This is a genomic window from Vibrio sp. 1F279, from assembly GCF_041439815.1.
Classification (GTDB): domain Bacteria; phylum Pseudomonadota; class Gammaproteobacteria; order Enterobacterales; family Vibrionaceae; genus Vibrio; species Vibrio tasmaniensis_A.
The window spans coordinates 264,497-281,866 of the sequence record NZ_JBGOOU010000001.1 but is presented as its reverse complement, the minus strand read 5'-3'; the positions used below and the strand labels follow the sequence as shown (position 1 = coordinate 281,866).

The 17,370-nt window shown below is 43.2% G+C and carries 16 protein-coding genes; 7 read left to right on the top strand and 9 right to left on the bottom strand.

Annotated elements, in window-relative coordinates:
- Positions 1-13: 13 nt before the first annotated feature.
- From ACED60_RS01170 to ACED60_RS01160, 3 genes are all read right to left on the bottom strand, one after another.
- On the bottom strand, positions 14-1,705 hold the full coding sequence (locus ACED60_RS01170) for an SgrR family transcriptional regulator (RefSeq protein WP_371726715.1): 1,692 nt from the start codon (positions 1,703-1,705) through the stop codon (positions 14-16).
- Positions 1,706-1,859: 154 nt separating this feature from the next.
- Positions 1,860-2,093 carry a DUF3389 domain-containing protein gene (locus ACED60_RS01165; RefSeq protein ID WP_009845322.1) on the bottom strand — a complete coding sequence of 78 codons (234 nt, stop codon included), beginning with the start codon at positions 2,091-2,093 and terminating at the stop codon, positions 1,860-1,862.
- 73 nt (positions 2,094-2,166) lie between these two features.
- Positions 2,167-2,592, bottom strand: a complete 426-nt coding sequence (locus ACED60_RS01160; RefSeq protein WP_017097935.1) for a hotdog fold thioesterase — start codon at positions 2,590-2,592, stop codon at positions 2,167-2,169.
- A 184-nt stretch (positions 2,593-2,776) separates the two neighbouring features.
- Between ACED60_RS01160 and ACED60_RS01155 the strand changes: the two genes are divergently transcribed.
- Positions 2,777-3,565, top strand: a complete 789-nt coding sequence (locus ACED60_RS01155) for a M48 family metallopeptidase (protein WP_012600658.1) — start codon at positions 2,777-2,779, stop codon at positions 3,563-3,565.
- A gap of 83 nt (positions 3,566-3,648) precedes the next feature.
- Here the strand turns inward: ACED60_RS01155 and ACED60_RS01150 are convergent, their stop codons facing one another.
- Positions 3,649-4,731, bottom strand: a complete 1,083-nt coding sequence (locus ACED60_RS01150; protein WP_371726714.1) for a site-2 protease family protein — start codon at positions 4,729-4,731, stop codon at positions 3,649-3,651.
- A gap of 357 nt (positions 4,732-5,088) precedes the next feature.
- On the opposite strand from ACED60_RS01150, the gene ACED60_RS01145 reads away from it, so the two are divergent.
- From ACED60_RS01145 to ACED60_RS01135, 3 genes are all read left to right on the top strand, one after another.
- On the top strand, positions 5,089-6,348 hold the full coding sequence (locus ACED60_RS01145; protein ID WP_009845318.1) for an outer membrane protein transport protein: 1,260 nt from the start codon (positions 5,089-5,091) through the stop codon (positions 6,346-6,348).
- A 13-nt stretch (positions 6,349-6,361) separates the two neighbouring features.
- On the top strand, positions 6,362-8,800 hold the full coding sequence (locus ACED60_RS01140; RefSeq protein ID WP_371726713.1) for a VolA/Pla-1 family phospholipase: 2,439 nt from the start codon (positions 6,362-6,364) through the stop codon (positions 8,798-8,800).
- A gap of 219 nt (positions 8,801-9,019) precedes the next feature.
- On the top strand, positions 9,020-9,577 hold the full coding sequence (locus ACED60_RS01135) for a PhnA domain-containing protein (RefSeq protein WP_004730927.1): 558 nt from the start codon (positions 9,020-9,022) through the stop codon (positions 9,575-9,577).
- A 71-nt stretch (positions 9,578-9,648) separates the two neighbouring features.
- On the opposite strand, the gene ACED60_RS01130 is transcribed toward ACED60_RS01135, so the two are convergent.
- Complete coding sequence (locus ACED60_RS01130) at positions 9,649-10,563, bottom strand: LysR family transcriptional regulator (RefSeq protein WP_032555132.1); 915 nt, start codon at positions 10,561-10,563, stop codon at positions 9,649-9,651.
- A 238-nt stretch (positions 10,564-10,801) separates the two neighbouring features.
- Between ACED60_RS01130 and ACED60_RS01125 the strand changes: the two genes are divergently transcribed.
- From ACED60_RS01125 to ACED60_RS01115, 3 genes are read left to right on the top strand one after another with little or no spacing between them, the layout of a single operon-like run.
- Positions 10,802-11,014, top strand: a complete 213-nt coding sequence (locus ACED60_RS01125) for a DUF1656 domain-containing protein (RefSeq protein ID WP_004730923.1) — start codon at positions 10,802-10,804, stop codon at positions 11,012-11,014.
- Between the two features lie 10 nt (positions 11,015-11,024).
- Positions 11,025-11,885, top strand: a complete 861-nt coding sequence (locus ACED60_RS01120; RefSeq protein WP_009845314.1) for an HlyD family secretion protein — start codon at positions 11,025-11,027, stop codon at positions 11,883-11,885.
- 13 nt (positions 11,886-11,898) lie between these two features.
- Complete coding sequence (locus ACED60_RS01115; RefSeq protein WP_102257719.1) at positions 11,899-13,254, top strand: FUSC family protein; 1,356 nt, start codon at positions 11,899-11,901, stop codon at positions 13,252-13,254.
- 88 nt (positions 13,255-13,342) lie between these two features.
- Here the strand turns inward: ACED60_RS01115 and ACED60_RS01110 are convergent, their stop codons facing one another.
- The 4 genes from ACED60_RS01110 to ACED60_RS01095 form a co-directional block, all read right to left on the bottom strand.
- Entirely contained in the window at positions 13,343-14,629 is a 1,287-nt protein-coding gene (locus ACED60_RS01110; protein WP_371726711.1) for a DEAD/DEAH box helicase, read from the bottom strand.
- A 142-nt stretch (positions 14,630-14,771) separates the two neighbouring features.
- Positions 14,772-15,512 carry a DUF1223 domain-containing protein gene (locus tag ACED60_RS01105; RefSeq protein WP_371726709.1) on the bottom strand — a complete coding sequence of 247 codons (741 nt, stop codon included), beginning with the start codon at positions 15,510-15,512 and terminating at the stop codon, positions 14,772-14,774.
- A gap of 213 nt (positions 15,513-15,725) precedes the next feature.
- Positions 15,726-15,914 carry a hypothetical protein gene (locus ACED60_RS01100; protein WP_009845310.1) on the bottom strand — a complete coding sequence of 63 codons (189 nt, stop codon included), beginning with the start codon at positions 15,912-15,914 and terminating at the stop codon, positions 15,726-15,728.
- A 313-nt stretch (positions 15,915-16,227) separates the two neighbouring features.
- Entirely contained in the window at positions 16,228-17,229 is a 1,002-nt protein-coding gene (locus ACED60_RS01095) for a TerC/Alx family metal homeostasis membrane protein (RefSeq protein WP_371726708.1), read from the bottom strand.
- Positions 17,230-17,370: the final 141 nt, after the last annotated feature.

Sequence of the window (17,370 nt, the reverse complement as noted above, 5' to 3'; positions counted from 1 at the left end):
GTTATCTCTGGTCTTAGTCAACGTCCGGTTTTACCCAAACTTGGCTAAAGTCAAACCAACCCAGTGCATTGCACTTGGCGTTTTGCAGCGTACCGCATTGATCTTTGTTAACGCCTAACCAACAGTGGAACATTGGAATCAATTGATTGCTTTGCACCAATTGTTTACCTAACTGTCTTGCTGGGAATTGCTCGAATTCGCCCGAGCGCCAACGATCGATCATGTGACACCATTGATCGAAGTCTTCTGCCGGGCTAGATTCATCGAGAAAGCTGTAATCCATCAACCAGCCCGCTAACGCGTCATCTCTATTGTTAGCGATACCCATTGGATTAATCCAAATATCGACATTATCGGCGTGTGGAGGATCGGTTTCGTAACCATAAAGTTCAACGTCGACGTCATATTGCTTCAACACTGTAACAATAGCCTTCGCAAGTGTTGGAAACATTGGGTGTTGGCATTGGTAAGCCAATCTAATGGTTGGTTTCGCATTCGCTGGTGGACAAACCGGCGCGTTCAACTTGATATCATACCAACCGGGCTTTATCCCGTAAGCGTGTAACACTCCCAAATCGATAACAGTTTCTTTCGGAATGTGTACAAACAGATCGGCCGCATTCAAAGTATTCGATAAAAATTGCGCCCATGCAGGATCTTGTGCGATGCCCTTTTTCCGATTCAACAGTAAATAGGTACAGCCGGGATCAAGTTCGACTTCGTCGCTATCGCCGCGATCCGCCATTACAGGCTTAGAAAGACTTGGGTACACCATTGAAGAGTAAGCCTCATCAACAACCCAAACCTCAACACGGTCAATCAATGGCCTAAAACCAAAATATCCGTTGAAAGCCGTTAATACGAGTTGTTTATCATCATTCTTTTCAATGCGATACGGGCCGGTACCAATCGGTCGAATATCGTAGTCTTCACCACGTAAAATCATCGGTAAGGTGACTTTGGCAACGGATTCAGTCAGAGCGAGTGGGAAGTGTTTATCTGGTCGCGTTAAAAAGACATCAACCACACAGTTTGCCGGAGAAGAGACGTCTTTTATATGTGAGAACATATTGAGAGGTTCGAGTGCTAGCAGCGTATCCACAACATGATTAGTTAACAAAGGCTCTCCGTTATGAAAACGGACTCCGGGTCTCAAGAAGAATCGCCATTGATAATCGCTGATTCTTTGCCATGAATGAGCTAGATCGGGCTGTAATTGATCGTTCTCATCCAAACGTGTTAACCCACTGAATACCTGACAGGTAATATGCTGCTCAGATCGTCGCATCGACTTTGTCGGGTTAAGCATAGAAAGCGGTCGGTAATAAGGCAAACGAATAACCTGCTCACCTTCCTGGTATTGCACACCCAAGTAATTTTGAATAACTTGAGTCAGCTTGGCTGCATTGTGATCAAGCACTGACAGCGCTTGTCCAATTTTACCTTCTTGTAAGTAGCGTCTTGCTAAGTTTTCACTGACATCGCAACGATTCTGCTTAAAAATAAGTTGAGATAACTTGCCTCGCCCTGCCGCAGGTAACCACTCAACCCATCCTTCTTCTTCAAGCTTATTGAGTACCATCCGGGCATTACGACGGGTACAACAAAGCACATCCGTGATGTCGTCGAGCTGAACATCAGAATCTTTACCATCGAAGTATTCAAACAGGGTTTCAAATTGAACGCGAAGTCTTGGGCTGCTCATAAAGAGGAAAACTTATTCAAAGGACATTGAATTCAGTTTCCCTATTTTAAGACTTAAAATCAATCTTACTGATGTGATTTTCTTGCGATTTATTAGGTATGGTGTCCTAAGATTTGATTCAAATAGAAGGTCTAAGTACTTTTGCAGTATACGATTACATCACATCGCAGCCGATTTCATTGGCAATATCTCGAAGCTGCTGTTCGTTGTCTAATTTAATCGACCACTTGCATTCAGAACCATTGGCTGAAATGACATTTGCCCCTTTTCCTATCAGTTGGATTGCATCAACTTGAGCTTGTAGCGTTACTCTGTGCTCACCATCCAAACGAACGACAAGCTCATGTGCGGTTGCGATGATTTTCCCACTTTTAAACGTTATGACCATGGATTTCTCGGACTATTTTTAAATACAGATTACTTCTTATAAATACAAACACAGCTAACTAATGCTTAGCCTATTATCGCTTATGTTTCTTCACAGCAATAGTTAAACGACTTGTACAGACTAAGCGTTGACGCTCATCCGTGATGTTTATCTGCCATACTTGGGTAGATACACCTAAGTGAATAGGCTCAGCAGTACCGACAACATGACCTTCGCGCATGGATCTAACGTGGTTTGCGTTGATATCTAGCCCAACGCAATAGTAGCCTTCTGGAACGCAAAAATTAGCAGCCAATGAGCCAAGCGTTTCTGCTAACACAACCGATGCGCCGCCATGGAGCATACCTAAAGGTTGGTGGGTAAAATGACAAACCGGCATGGTTGCCACCAAAGAGTTGTCGTTGACCTCGGTGTATACAATATTGAGGTGTTCAATTAAGGTATTTTTTGAGGTCGCGTTGAAGATCTCTAGGTCAACGGGCTTTTTCCAAATACTCATGTAGGTTCCTTAATTATTGGCTTTGTTATCGCGTGTGCAGTTTTATCATCGTTAATAGGTTGATAAAACCAATAACGTTAGCATTACTGCTGGGATTATTACCGAAATAGTTATCTTACTGCTACTAGCTATTACACAAGTTGATGTTAACATGCATAAAAACCGAATACACAGAGGATATTGTATGACGTCATGGATGAAGTTTGCCTCGCTTCTTACACTCGCTGGGCTAAGTGCATGCAGCGCTTCCCCAACAGGCAGAAACCAATTACTGCTTTTTTCAGATAAAGATATGTCTCAGCTTGGAGCACAGTCTTTTGAACAAATGAAGAAAGAACAACCCATCAGCAAAGATGCAAAAACGAACGCTTATGTACAGTGCGTTGCAAACAGCATCACGCAATACATTCCTAAACAAGGTTTTAGTGAATGGGAAGTTGTTGTCTTTGACAGTGACCAAGTAAACGCATTCGCCCTACCAGGCGGAAAAATTGGCGTATATACCGGGTTGCTTAAGGTAGCGGTTAATCAAGACCAACTCGCAACAGTTATCGGACACGAAGTGGCGCACGTTTTAGCAGACCACAGTAACGAGCGCCTATCTCAGTCTCAAATCGCTAACACTGGCTTATCGGTTACTAGCATCGCATTAGGCGCATCAGAATACAGCCAATATCAAGGTATGACGATGGCTGCTTTAGGTTTAGGCGTTCAGTACGGCGTTATTCTACCGTATGGGCGAACTCAAGAGTCTGAAGCCGATGTTGTTGGCCTAGAGTATATGGCTAGAGCTGGATTTGATCCTAACCAAAGTGTCGACCTATGGCAAAACATGGCGAAGGCATCGGGTGGTAATCAGCCCCCAGAACTGCTTTCTACACACCCTTCGCACAGTACGCGTATCAAAGATCTGCAAGCGACGATCAAAACGCTTCCCCAATCGGGTTCTCCAAGACCAAATTGCAAAGCGTAATTTTACATTTGTCTAGACGCTAAACTTCGAATACAAAAATGCCCTATCCATATTGGCTAGGGCATTTTTTGTTTTGATTCTTGTTAAGTACCAAGAATTTGCAATGGTAGGCTTAATAGTTGATCACCAGTAGATGCAAAATACCAGATAACACCAATCAAACTACTCACCAAACCCACATACCAAACAAACGAAACGACTTGACCGTATTTGTCTAATGGTAACAAGTGACTGTGGTGACGCCCTTTCCATTCGAAAAGTATTTCCACACTACCCATAATCAATAAGAAACCAAACAAGGTCAGATTCAACTGATAACTCAGTACCACACCAGCAACAGCGGCTGCGATACACAATACAATACCAAGCACGCTGTTCATTGAGAAACTGATACTTTTCAGTACATGTCCGCCATCGAGAGGCAAAATTGGCAATAGATTAAACAAGTTCAATAGCGCGTTGAATACTGCAAGCCCAGCAAAGAACATCTCGCCAGTGATCCAGTACAACACGGTAAACACCAAAGACAATATCAATCCGAACAATGGCCCCATGATTGAGATAACTACGTCTTGCCAGCGCGTATTGATCTTCTCATCGGATAACGCTAAACCACCAAGGAACGGTATCAAATAGATGCCTTTGGTCTTCATGCCAAAGTATTTCATCGCTCTAATATGACCGTATTCATGGAACATAAGGCAAGCGATTAGAGCTAAAGCAAATTGAATTGAAAACAGCCATGAATACGCAGCCAAGCTCGCTGAGGCAAGTACGACTTTGATTAGCTTGGCACTTTTTAATGCTTTCATACCAAGCGACACTAATCCAATTAAGCTAAAACGCTTCTCAGGTTTAGGTGCTACAACGGGAGTTTGTTGCTCGATGTCTTTAGTGTCGCGGTTACCTTCGGCAATCGTTTGACCATTGACGGAGGCTTTGTAGTACATCTCAAATGGCTGCCATTGAACTGACGCTTTGACGTGACACTGCAACGTATCTTCGCCAGATTGCAACATGAATGAGTGAGTTCGAGCATTGTCTTGCTCTGAGGTCGCATCCAGTTGAGACACAAGTGTATTATCCCAGAACAGCTGTTGCCAACCAGCCATTGAACCTTCTAAACGAAGCGGTTTTCCAAGAAACTCTATCGCGAGTAATTCCAAACTTAAATTCCAATTTAATGCCATCGTAAATGAAACCGTATTATGCCGATTTAGCGATTAACGGTAAACACAAACAAAGTTGTTACATATTTAAGCAATTGAACACTATTTATTCCGTTAATGCGCATAAACATTCTGGTCACACCTCCAACCACGAATAAACCATTGATTGTATGCATATTATAAATGCTAAAGTCCCGCCCCTCAAAAATATAACTTCACAAAATGATAACTCATTCTTTGACTTTGCATGAAACATGAATTTAACATGTCATTTACATTGGAGCGTCACAAATAAGAATGCTCAGTGTGTTTTCAACAATAAGAATGAGATTTGATGCCCTAGGAGGGTCAAGGATGAAAACAATACAACGCTCTCTCGTTTCGCTTTCTGTACTATTTGCATGTAATTCACTTGCGGCTGGTTTCCAAGTTGCTGAGCACTCTGCCTCAGGCCTTGGACGCGCATTCTCAGGTGAAGGTGCAGTTGCCGATAACGCGAGTGTACTTGCGAGAAACCCCGCTGCAATGACCCTATTTGATACAGCCCAATTTTCAGGCGCGGTTTCTGTCGTTGATCCAGAAGTAGACATTACTCAAAACAATGTTCCAGGTTCTGGCGGGCAAAGTCAGACATCTAAAGACGTCGCTCCCCTTCAGATTGTACCTGGTGCTTACTACATTAGCCCAATCAATGAACAATGGGCTTGGGGCATTGGTATGTTTTCCAACTACGGTGTTGCTACCGATTACCCAGATGATATCTACGCAGGTGATCTAGCTGGTGATACATCACTAATGTCTGTCAATTTAAACCCAAACGTAGCGTATAGAATCGACGACCAATTCAGCATCGGCGCTGGCGTAAACCTTGTTTACGCAGAAGCTGAACTCAACCGACACCAAGGTGCTATTTCAAATGTTACTGGAGATCCTTCGTCGACGAAGTTAATCAGTATGACTGGTGAAACATTCGCATTTGGTTGGAATGTGGGTGGCTTATATGAATTGAATGAAAACAATCGATTTTCTATCGCTTATCGTTCGGAAGTTGACCTTGATTTTGACGATGGTGATTTCAAAGATTACACCGGTGGAATCGTACAAGGTAGCGCAACTGCAACGACTGGCCGCTTAAAAATTACCTTACCTTCAATTATTGAAATATCGGCTTTCCACCAACTGACCGAGCAGTGGGCTATCCACTACGGTTGGCAACAAACGGGTTGGAGCAGTTTTAAAGAACTTAAAGCGACCAGTCCAGATTGTAAAGATGGTGTGTGTTTTAAAAAGACAGAACACTACGAGGATAACAACCGCTACTCGTTGGGTGCGACTTATCAGTTGAATCAAGAGTGGACACTAAGGGCGGGTCTTGCTTATGACGAGCAAGCTGGTCAAGCAACGTTAAGTATCCCAGATAGCGATCGTTACTGGTACAGCACTGGCTTGACTTACCAATACAGCCCAGATCTTTCTATTGATGCTGGCTTTGCACTTGTACAAAGTAAAGATGGTGATTTCACGGAAACTAACGAACTGGGTCAAAAGCTTGAGTTTTCAGGCGATGCAGTAGCTTACCTGTCAGCAATTCAACTGAACTACACCTTTAACTAAACGGAATTAAAACATGAAAAAGTTATTTAGTGTTTCGCTGCTTGCTTCGGCGATGTTTCTTGCCGGTTGTGGTGATGACTCTTCGAGTTCAGGTGCCTCAACCGCCGTTAAATATGAGCAGTACATTCAAGATTCACTGGCTCGCACAACGAGTATTAAGTTTCATCTAAGTGGTGCTAACAAAGCGGTTCCACTGCCAAGCTTTGCTCTGATGGACACGACGGATGGCACTCTCGGGTTACCAACGGGTGGCAAAGATTCGTTAACTAATCCAATCGCGGCAATGAATACCATGGATGGCTGGTCTACTTCGATGCCAATCATTATGAATTTCGAAGGTACCGGTCTTGCCGACGGTGTCGCGACTGGCGGCGTTTACATTCTAAAACTTAGTAGTTCACTCACATCCACAACACCACCAACGGTTACAGGCGTTTTGACTCTAGGGACGCACTTTAATGTGTTATCTAGCGCTGCAACGGATGCCTTTACTATTGTATTTAAAGATTCACTCGATGCTTCAAGCGAATACGTGTTGGCACTGTCGAATGAACTGACCGATGTTAATGGCGACCCGGTAGGTATGTCGTCAAGCTACGCAGCTCTTAAATCAAGTTCAGTAACCTATACTGACGGCAGCTTAGCTCAAGCACAGAAAGTAACTCAGGGTGTAGAGAAAATCTTTGCAGGGGCGAATGTCGCCGGTAAAGTTAGCCTTGATAGCAAAAACATCATTTATTCGACGTGGTTTACCACCGAATCGGTTGGCGGTTCGCTTTTCGCGACAAAAGCAGCAACAGCGACTGGGTTGGCTTCTGCGAACCTAAATGGTGTATGGAAAGGCAGTGCAAACCCTAATTCGGTTGACCTAAAAGCCGCTTACACTATGTCGTTTCTTCCTGCAGTAACATTCAAAACAGCATTAGCCAATGACACTGATTTTGATAAATACATTGGTGGCGGTGACTCGACTAAGATTGCTAAAGCCAAATTTGCTATTGGGGCGATGTACGATGCATCAAATGCAGATGTCAATGTAAGTCAAGGGTCGGTTAAGTTACCTCACTACTTAGAAACAAGCAGCAGCAAATGGAATTCTCAGCCCTTTGAGTCAGGTATGCCTAGCCTAGCTAAGGTTTCAAATGCTCTAAGTAATAGTGCAGAAAAGGCGAACATGGCCGCTCAACTTATTGCTGCTGGTATTGATACAAGTATATTAGCGACGAGTCAAACAGAGCAGCTTAAACTCATTGGTTTAAACCTGACTCTTAAAGATGGTTCAGCACTTGATAGCGAGCGAGTCATCACCAAATACTCACCTGTCCCTCAAGTTAAATCATTAGAAGACGTCGAATTCTTACTGTTTACTCCAAATGGTTCTGATCCTACTAATGTTGTGATCTACCAACACGGTATCACCTCAGCGAAAGAAAACGCTTATGCTTTCGCTTACAACCTTGCAAAAGCTGGTGTAGCAGTATTGGCCATTGACTTACCGCTCCACGGTACACGTAGTTTAGATGATACTCGTTCGGCAAATACTGACGTTTTGGCTTATCTAAACTTAGCGAACTTACCCGTCGCTCGCGATAACGTACGTCAAAGTGCACTTGATGTAATGGGCTTACGCGCATCTTTAGCTGTTTCATTAAAAGCTCTCAGACTCGGTACTTCTCCATTGAAGGCCTTTAACCTAGCTACTGGCTCACAAGTGAAGTTCTTAGGCCACTCACTCGGCGGTATTGTTGGAACGACGGCAGTTGCAGCCTCTAACCGTACTCTCGGTAGTGTCGCAGCTAATTCGCTTTACTCATTCAGTTCAGCAGCGATAGAAAACTCAGGCGGTCAGATATCTAACCTTCTACTGGGTTCTACAGAGTTTGGCCCTCAAGTTAAGCACAGCGTTGCATTGAGCGCTTCAACTGAATACGCAGGTTTCGCAACCGCGAACTGTGGAAGCCTCTCTAGCAAACAGTGTTACACAACGTTTGAAGCAAACGCGACCGCTGCACAGAAAGCAACTATGACAGCCGCTTTCCAACAGTTCGCTTACGCTGCACAAACTGTGTTAGATACTGTGGATCCATTTACCAATGCTGCTTATCTAGTTGCTTCTGGCTCACCTGTTCTGCCTATTTATATGGGGCAAGTACAAGGTGATGATACAGTACCAAACACTGTGGCAAACGCTCCGTTCGCAGGAACGACACCGTTAGCAACTAAGCTTGGCCTAACAGTCGTTGATTCAAGTAAGACGACCCCTGACGGTGCGAAGGACTTTGTTAAGTTCAGTGATGTTGCTGCACACAGTACGTTTGTAATACCGCAAGATACCACTACACCAACACCTTTGGACGCAGGTCATCATGTAAGCATGCAGACACAAGCTGTAGACTTCTTGATCGACAACGCGTTAACTTCAGCATCTATTACTGCTTCTTTCTTGGAATAAGAATAGTTGCAATTAAACAAATGCCAGCCTAACCGCTGGCATTTTTGTTTCTACCACCAACCAACTATCCCTAGTTAACCGTTTGCATAAAACGTTAAAACACAAATGGTTGATCTCGGCTAAAATTAATCAAGACAGAATACCGTACGACCTCTTTCTTTATTGTAAATAAAGTGGATAATAGCCCCGTAATTAATACCTAATAAATGTGAGTCCATTATGTCTTCTGAAGCTACTATGCTAGAACGCTGCCAATCTAAATGTGAACTATGTGGTTCTGATTCTTCTCTTACTGCGTACGCAGTACCGCCACACAGCCACGTAACAGTGGATCACGGCATCATGGTATGTGACAAATGCCTTGGTGAGATTGACGATCCAAAAGATATCAACCACTGGCGTTGCCTAAGCGACAGCATGTGGAGCCAAGAAGCGCCAGTTCAAGTAATGGCATGGCGTCAACTTACTCGTCTGAACTCTGAAAGCTGGGCTCAAGACGCACTAGACATGATGTACCTTGAAGAAGAAACATCAGTTTGGGCACAAATCGGCATGTCTGCTGATGACAAGCCTCTTGATGTGAACGGCGTTGAACTTAAAAAAGGTGACGACGTAACAGTAATCAAAGACCTGCCAATCAAAGGTACTAACCAAGTGATTAAGCAAGGTACTGTTATTCGTGGCATCAGCGTTGGTGACGACCCTAAGCTTGTTTCTGGTAAAACAAACGGCGGTCAATCAATGTACGTAATCGCTGAGTTCTGCCGTAAGAAGTAATTCTTCTCTTAGCTGAACAAAATCTCAAAGGCGCTAATGAATAATTAGCGCCTTTTTAATATCTCAAATTTTCACGACTTAAAACTATCAATAAGTTGCTCGCGGTACTCTTTAATAACAGACACCAAAGAGCCTTTGATACCACTGACTTGCTTCGAGTGCGGGCACCACAAAGCGAATCCAAATTTGAATCCTTCCACCATTTGCGCAGAATGAATGGGCTCAATTGAATGTTTTGAAAACTCAGAGTCGGTAAAAAAAGCCTTAGGAAGAAGTGCCCATCCAAAACCCTCTTCAAGCATTTTGATCATTAACGAAAGCTGATCGATCTCTTCATAGTCAGAGCTCACGATAATCTTTTCAGACATACCTTCGTCAATCAGAGACTTCAATACGAACTGTTTAGAGTTCCTAAGTGCGACTAATACTTCGTCTTTATCGATATGTGAGAGTTCTCCCCCTTTTTGTCCGAATGGATAGAACTCAAAATGCCCAAGGAAAGTAGAATCAAAACTATGCATCGCTCGGCTATTGTGAGCATTCACAAGTCCAAAGTGATATTCCCCACTTTGTATTCCTTGTTTAATTTCGTTCTTATTCCTAACCAGAAAGTTCACTCGCATCATTGGGAAATCGTGTTTAAGTCGTTTTCGTATATCGACCAAAACACGTTGTGGAACGAAACTAGAATACGCGATTGTTATTTTCTCTAACCCACCATAAGAGAGGCTCAACGCCACTTTGTCAAAAGTACGAGCTTGCTCAATCGTCTGTTTTGCATAGTGATAAAGGAGGTGCCCGTCCTCCGTTGGTTCAACAGAGCGCCCGACCCTTTCAAAAAGATTCACTGCAAGGTGATCTTCCAAGTTTGTAATCACCTGACCCACGGTCGTTCTGTGCTTGTTAAGCTTTACCGCCGCCTTGCTAAATGACCGCTGTTCATAGACAGTCACAAACGCGAGAAGTTGTTCAATACTAAAGTTCATTTTAATGTACTTACTTTCTTGGTCATGCATACGAGATAGAAAAATATCTACTGCATCAGAATTAATAATGATAAAAAGACTGAACAAACGTGAATACTGATTTGTACCTTTGCTGCCTATCCTTCCTAGTATATACCTAAACCTGTCTGTATTTGATGGATCTGATCCTCTATATACGATTATTAACATCACCGCATTTCCTTTATCGTTACCTTCTTAAAACGATAGAGACAGACCCATGAACACAATGCCACATGAACTCGTGTGGGGTGAGATCTACTTCCCTCCTTTGCTATTGGTTATCGCGTTAGCTTATGTATTGACGATATTGACTGGCTCAATCGCGACAAAACTTGGGCTACATAAATATGTCGCTTTTCCTGCAATTGCCGAATTAAGCCTAATCGTGATTTTCGTCGGCGTTATCGGTCAATTCATTACCATCTTCTGAGGCATTCACCTTGATTAAACGTTATCTCATCACGCTACTACTGGTCGTTGCCGCAAGCTCTGTGGTTTATAGCTATTACCAATCTTATTCGAGTAATCCCTGGACTAGAGATGGTCAGGTCAGCGCATACATAGTTTCTATTACCCCTCGAGTCACCGGGCAAGTAACTAAAGTCCATATTGAAGACAACTCACAGGTAGTTAAAGGGGATCTCCTGTTTGAGATCGACCCAAGTATTTATCAAGCGGCCTACAATAAAGCACTCGCGACACAGAAACAGGCTCGCGCGCTCTTAGCAAAAGCTAAAAACGAAGAGCAACGCGCGTTGAACTTAGAAAAAAGAACGCCTGGCGCGCTGCCAGTGCTGACCTTGAATAACCTGAACAACGCGGTTGAGACGAATGCAGCTAACGTTGCACTAGCAAAGGCCAATGTTGAAGAGGCACATTTAAATCTCAAATACACCAAGGTTTACGCTCCAACGAATGGCTTCATCACGAACTTAAACCTACGAGAAGGCTCTCAAGTTGTCGCCAATACACCGGTAGTTGCATTGATCGATCAAGACAGTTTCTGGATCGAAGGCTATTTCAAAGAAACTGATCTGGTGAATGTTGGCCCTAACGACAAAGCGCTTGTCACTCTTATGATGCACAACAATATTCAATTGGAAGGCCATATCAAAAGCATTGGCTTTGGTATTGCAACACAAGACGGCAGCACAGGTAATGATCTTCTTCCTAACGTGAACCCAAACTTTCAATGGATTCGCCTCGCTCAGCGTATACCAATTAAAGTAGTACTCGATAACGTGCCTGAAGACTTGCAACTTCGTGTCGGCATGACAGCTTCAATCAAAATAATCAAATAGTTGGATGGCATTTATGTTCAGTGTATCGACCAAAGAAGCAATTAAGGCTTCTCTCGCGATTGTTATCTCTATCTGCCTTACTTTGTGGTTTCAGTGGGAAAAACCTTATTGGGCGGCAATTGCGGTTGCTGTCATGGCATTGAACGAGAGTTTTGCCCATTCAATAAACAAAGGCCATAACCGATTAATGGGAACCTTGTTAGGGACTGGTTATGCCTTTTTCTTGATTGCGATGTTTTCTCAGGACCGCTTTCTATTTCTGATGTTTTTCACCTTATTTCTCGGTACATGCATCTTCATGTCGAGTGATGAAAAATACGGTTATGTCTTTTCAATAGGCTTTGCGGTTTGCTCCATCATCTCTTGTATGGGTGGATTCGATAACCAAATTACATTCTATTTTGCAGTGCTTCGAATACAAGAAACTCTATTAGGTGTTATCACCTTCTCGATTGTTTATCGTCTGATCTGGCCTGTAAACACTGAGCAGAACTTTGTACAACGATTTGAAACAAGCAGAGAAACGCTGATAACAGCAATGAGCGATACCAACAACCTTTATATAGAAGCCTTAGAGTCCAATACCGCTAATATTGAAAAGCTCTATCAACTGTTGGATTTGCCGCTCGCTGGGAGTTATCACCTAAAAGAAAATATTCACGCATGGCGTTTACGAATCAACGAAATGGCGCATATTCAAGAGCGTCTGCTTGAACTCGCCTCGGATGAACTTACTCAACCTATTGATTGGCCAATTCTCACAGAAAAACTGGAAAAACTAGAGTTAATGGCGCCACACTTGTCATTGATTAATGATGTGCCGTTTGTGAAGAGTGAGAAGAAAAACGTTCCTTGGCACCATGAGCACCGTACCTTTGTTCAACACCTGGATGAAGATGGGAGAAAAGTCTTACAAGGAGTCTCGATGTTCGTAACGTCGCTACTGGTTTGGATATATCTACCTGTGCCGGGTGGTTTTATTTTTCCGATGATTGCAGGCGTATTTTCTTCCATGTTGCCGACGATGCCACCAAGTGTAATCAAAGATGCGTTTTTCGGGTTGATAGGCACAGGTACCATTATTTTACTTCAATACATCTTTATCATGCCGATGATGACTGAGTTGTGGCAATTGGCATTGTTCTATTTCATTAATAGCATGGTGATATGGAAAGTGTTCGCAACGCCTAAACTTATGGTGCACCGAATACTTGGCATTAACCTGCTGGTCGTACTGACGTCTGGCGCGCTTAATCTAACACCGGTTTATCAGATTCAAACACCATTACTGATGTTAACCACACTGCTCATCATTTTGATGATCGGCAAATTATTTACTGACCTCTTTAGAGTCAAGAGTGTCGTTTAATCTCGTTACGCGGATTCGCTAAACTGGGCTAAAAACAAAAAAGGCGCAATTAAGCGCCTTTAGAAATTCTATTTTTACTGACTCAATATCAGTTATTTCTCAACCAAACATCTTGGTTTTTAGGTGCTTTCTTCTTTTTCTTCTTGCCTGTGCCAGCCGGTGGCGCAACGGGTTTTAGTGCAGCAACAAGTTCAGCCGTAGCTTCTGCATCCACTTCAAAACCTTCAATTTGCTCACGCTCAAGACGGATTTTGTTCTTCTTCTCAATGATTGTGAAGTGATGGTAATCTTCGTGGTCGATCAAAGATAGCGCTAGACCAACCTCACCCGCACGACCACTTCGGCCAATACGGTGCATGTAGTCTGATGGGCTACGTGGTAAATCAAAGTTGATTACTACAGGAAGCTTTTCAATATCCAGACCACGAGCTGCGATATCTGTCGCGATCAGAACGTCAATCTCGCCAGATTTAAAATCTTCTAGGATACGAGTACGTGAACCCTGACCTTTATCACCGTGGAATACTTCCGCAATGATACCGCGCTTGTATAACTTATCAGCCAAATGCTCACAGCTGTTTTTCGCATTCACAAAGATCAGAGCTTGGCGCCATTCGTGTTGCTGAATAAGGTGCGCTAACAAAGCTGTCTTACGGCCTTTTTCTACTTCGAATACTCGCTGAACTAGCGTGCTCGCATTGGCACTTTGAAGTTGGACTTCAATTGGGTCGTTCAGTAATTCTTGAGTCAGCGTTTTAACTTGCTCAGGGAAAGTCGCAGAGAACAACAAGGTTTGCTTCTTATTCGGCAATAGCTTCAAGAGTGCATCAAGTTCTTCTGTAAAGCCAAGGCTCAACATTCGGTCAGCTTCATCAAGCACTAACGTTTTTACTTTATCGAGTTTGATAGCGTTGCTTGAGATCAGATCAAGCAAACGACCCGGTGTTGCCACCAAGATGTCTGTGCCGCCACGTAACGCTTGCATCTGAGTGTTCACCGATACACCACCGAATACACAAACAGTTTTGATTGCACCGTTGAAATGTACTGCGTAAGACTTAACGCTATCGGCAACTTGCTTAGCAAGCTCACGTGTAGGAATCAAGATAAGGCCAGAAACATAGTTACCTTTGCCCGAACGACGGTCTAAAGGTGCATCTTCATGGATCTTCTGTAACAGTGGAAGTGCAAAGGCTGCGGTTTTACCTGAACCTGTATTTGCGCCTGCAATTAGGTCGCATCCTGCTAACACACTTGGAATAACTTGCGCTTGGATAGGCGTTGGCTGTTGGTATTCAAGCTCGGTAAGACGAGCCATCAAAGGAGAGATTAAGCCAAGATCAGAGAAGTTGGTTGGTGTTGTGGTGTTAGTCATTAATTGCAGGAACTCAAAGCTAAAATAATAGCGCGCTATATTAACGTATTTCAGCAGTATTACGTAACTAAATCGCCCCTTTCTCTCGTGTTTTAGCAATGAGCCCCCACTACAACACATCCAGTATCAAGTTATCGCAAGTTTAATTCAGCCATCCTGCTACCGTTTGTTCCGGTGTATACGAGTTAGGTTCGGTTAACCACACGGCCACGGCATCTGGCGTGGCGACTAAAGGAGAGAAATCGATATTGAATTGCCATTCAGACTGACCACGTCGATAGCCGTCGTAAACCACGACAAAATCGTGCTCAAGTTTCTTACCTCTGTTCTCGCCCGCTTTAACGCTGGTGACTTCGTTCATCGCCAACAAGGCAATATGAGCGACATAATCACCTTTGCCTTCGTAATGCACGCTGAACGTATCGCCTTTATGGTTCACTGTTAATTTAGGATTAATTTGTTGTTGGGGCGATGGCAAGGTTCTGTCTAGCCAATTAAAGTAACCACGCCACTCTTTTCCATCGACGATAAAGCCCGGGGTATAAACACCACTTGTTACCCCATAAGCTTTGTACAAGCGTTGCTTCTGACTGAATGCCTTGCTGGCGAACTTATCTCCCCACCCTAAGTAATCCCAGTAATCGACGTGATAAGCGAGCGGAATGACTTGTGTCCAAAGATTAGGGTCGTCTTCAAAAGTACTAAGGTAGGCATCAGCAGGCGGACAACTTGAACAACCTTCAGAGGTGAACAGTTCGATAACCTGCGCAGGCTGGCCTTCGTTACTCCAGGTTTGTGCAAACGACACAGAAGAATGGGCGCCGATTGGCAAGGCAAGTAAACAGAGTTTAAGCAATGATGAATTGCGTGTGGCGTGTGACATACCGAGATCCTTGTACGAAGCGAATTTACTGGCGCTCAAATAAAGACCGTTATGCCTAAGTATTTCTTTCAGGTGATGAGTTTCTTTCAGATGCTGGGGTTATTCAGATGTGTAGTTTATTTCAGATGCACAGCTTATTTCAGATACAAAAACGCCAGCTTCAGAAGCTGGCGTTTTCTTAAAATTCTATATTTTTACATGTTAACGCAGAGATTAACGGTTGATACCGATATCGCGTTGCATGTGACCAGATAGGTCGCTTGAGTAGTAACTACGTGGAGAGTTGTCTACAAAAAGAATATCGAAAATGTGTGCAATCAATCCTTTGAAGTTAACCGAGTAGGTCTTCTTATCCATAGAGTTAGGAACAGCGATAGTATTCATTTGCATTGCTTGAGCCATGATTGCCTCTCTATAAATTTGTTTAAGTGGTTCGTTCTGATGACAAGAATAATAGGTGATTTTTTACACGTTAAAAAATGACTAAATTTGGACTTTCAGATTAGTTTTTCTAATAAAACAAACCGTTAACAAGGCGTGAAAATACATATTCACAAATGGTGAGTATAAATTCACAATGGCGTTAAAAACATGCATTTAGTACAAATACCCTTCAAATCACAGTGGCCAATGTCACAGAAATTTTACATGAATAAATTTCCCACTTCATCGACCACGTACCGATTATAAACTTTTCGATAAGTTATATTTGTTTCTAATTCACTTGTTCAATGTCTGGATTCTTCGCATAAATCGACGCTATAACCGCAACCGTCATGGTAGAAATAAGCACCGCCAACGACCAATACGTTGGGATAGCCCACTCACTGTCAACCAATAGCATTTTCACACCAATGAACACCATGATGAATGCCAGTGCAGGCTTCAAGTAGATGAACTTATCCATCATGCCTTGCAGAACAAAGTACAAAGAACGAAGGCCAAGCAATGCAAATACGTTTGCAGCCAGTACTAAGAATGGCTCTTGTGTCACCGCAAAGATCGCAGGAATAGAATCCAGTGCAAACATCACATCCATAACTGCAATCGCACCGATCACCAACATCATTGGAGTGAATGCCCATTTAGCACCCTGTTTAACCATTAATGCAGCGCCATGGAAATCTTCGGTTACCGGCATCACTTTACGAAGTAGCTTTTCAGGCAGTGTATTCACACTCTCCTCTTCGCCCTTGTCTAATGCCAGCTTAATACCTGTACCAATCAAGAACGCAGCGAACACGTAAAGTACCCAGTGGTATTCCGCCAATAGCTGTGCGCCTAGTGCGATCATAATTGCACGAAGTACCAATGCACCAATTACGCCCCAAAGAAGCGCACGTGGTCTTAGATGCTCAGGAACTTGGTATTGAGCAAAGATCATCGCGAAAACAAATAGGTTGTCTACACTGAGTGATTTTTCTAGCAAGTAACCCGTAATGAATGACACGGTTGCTTTTTGCGCTGTGTAGTCACTATTTGGTGCATAAATGTCCCAGAATAAGTAAATAGAACCAGCAAACAAAAATGCAAGTACAAACCAAAAAACGCTCCAGATTGCCGCTTTTTTAATTGTGACGTTCCCACCACGAGTCTGATAGATATCAATAGAGACGAGAATCACTGTTAGCAGGAAAAAACCCGCATAAGTCGTCATGATTGGCGATGAAAAAAAGGATTCACTATTTGTAGATAATAGAGATTGAGTTGAGTTCATTATTCCTCCGGGCGGAAGAACTTTACAAAGACCTTCCGCAAACAAAACATATCAAGTTCCACGACGGATCTTGATTGTGATTGCGTTGGTCTCGTTGAAGTGAAATATGGGATTTCACCTTTACATACCGGATAGGCTCTT

Bases quoted from the DNA above. Each gene is read 5' to 3' on its own strand.
- ACED60_RS01170 (WP_371726715.1), bottom strand. From the start codon at position 1,705: ATGAGCAGCCCAAGACTTCGCGTTCAATTTGAAACCCTGTTTGAATAC.
- ACED60_RS01165 (WP_009845322.1), bottom strand. From the start codon at position 2,093: ATGGTCATAACGTTTAAAAGTGGGAAAATCATCGCAACCGCACATGAG.
- ACED60_RS01160 (WP_017097935.1), bottom strand. From the start codon at position 2,592: ATGAGTATTTGGAAAAAGCCCGTTGACCTAGAGATCTTCAACGCGACC.
- ACED60_RS01155 (WP_012600658.1), top strand. From the start codon at position 2,777: ATGACGTCATGGATGAAGTTTGCCTCGCTTCTTACACTCGCTGGGCTA.
- ACED60_RS01145 (WP_009845318.1), top strand. From the start codon at position 5,089: ATGAAAACAATACAACGCTCTCTCGTTTCGCTTTCTGTACTATTTGCA.
- ACED60_RS01140 (WP_371726713.1), top strand. From the start codon at position 6,362: ATGAAAAAGTTATTTAGTGTTTCGCTGCTTGCTTCGGCGATGTTTCTT.
- ACED60_RS01135 (WP_004730927.1), top strand. From the start codon at position 9,020: ATGTCTTCTGAAGCTACTATGCTAGAACGCTGCCAATCTAAATGTGAA.
- ACED60_RS01130 (WP_032555132.1), bottom strand. From the start codon at position 10,563: ATGAACTTTAGTATTGAACAACTTCTCGCGTTTGTGACTGTCTATGAA.
- ACED60_RS01125 (WP_004730923.1), top strand. From the start codon at position 10,802: ATGAACACAATGCCACATGAACTCGTGTGGGGTGAGATCTACTTCCCT.
- ACED60_RS01115 (WP_102257719.1), top strand. From the start codon at position 11,899: ATGTTCAGTGTATCGACCAAAGAAGCAATTAAGGCTTCTCTCGCGATT.
- ACED60_RS01110 (WP_371726711.1), bottom strand. From the start codon at position 14,629: ATGACTAACACCACAACACCAACCAACTTCTCTGATCTTGGCTTAATC.
- ACED60_RS01105 (WP_371726709.1), bottom strand. From the start codon at position 15,512: ATGTCACACGCCACACGCAATTCATCATTGCTTAAACTCTGTTTACTT.
- ACED60_RS01100 (WP_009845310.1), bottom strand. From the start codon at position 15,914: ATGGCTCAAGCAATGCAAATGAATACTATCGCTGTTCCTAACTCTATG.
- ACED60_RS01095 (WP_371726708.1), bottom strand. From the start codon at position 17,229: ATGAACTCAACTCAATCTCTATTATCTACAAATAGTGAATCCTTTTTT.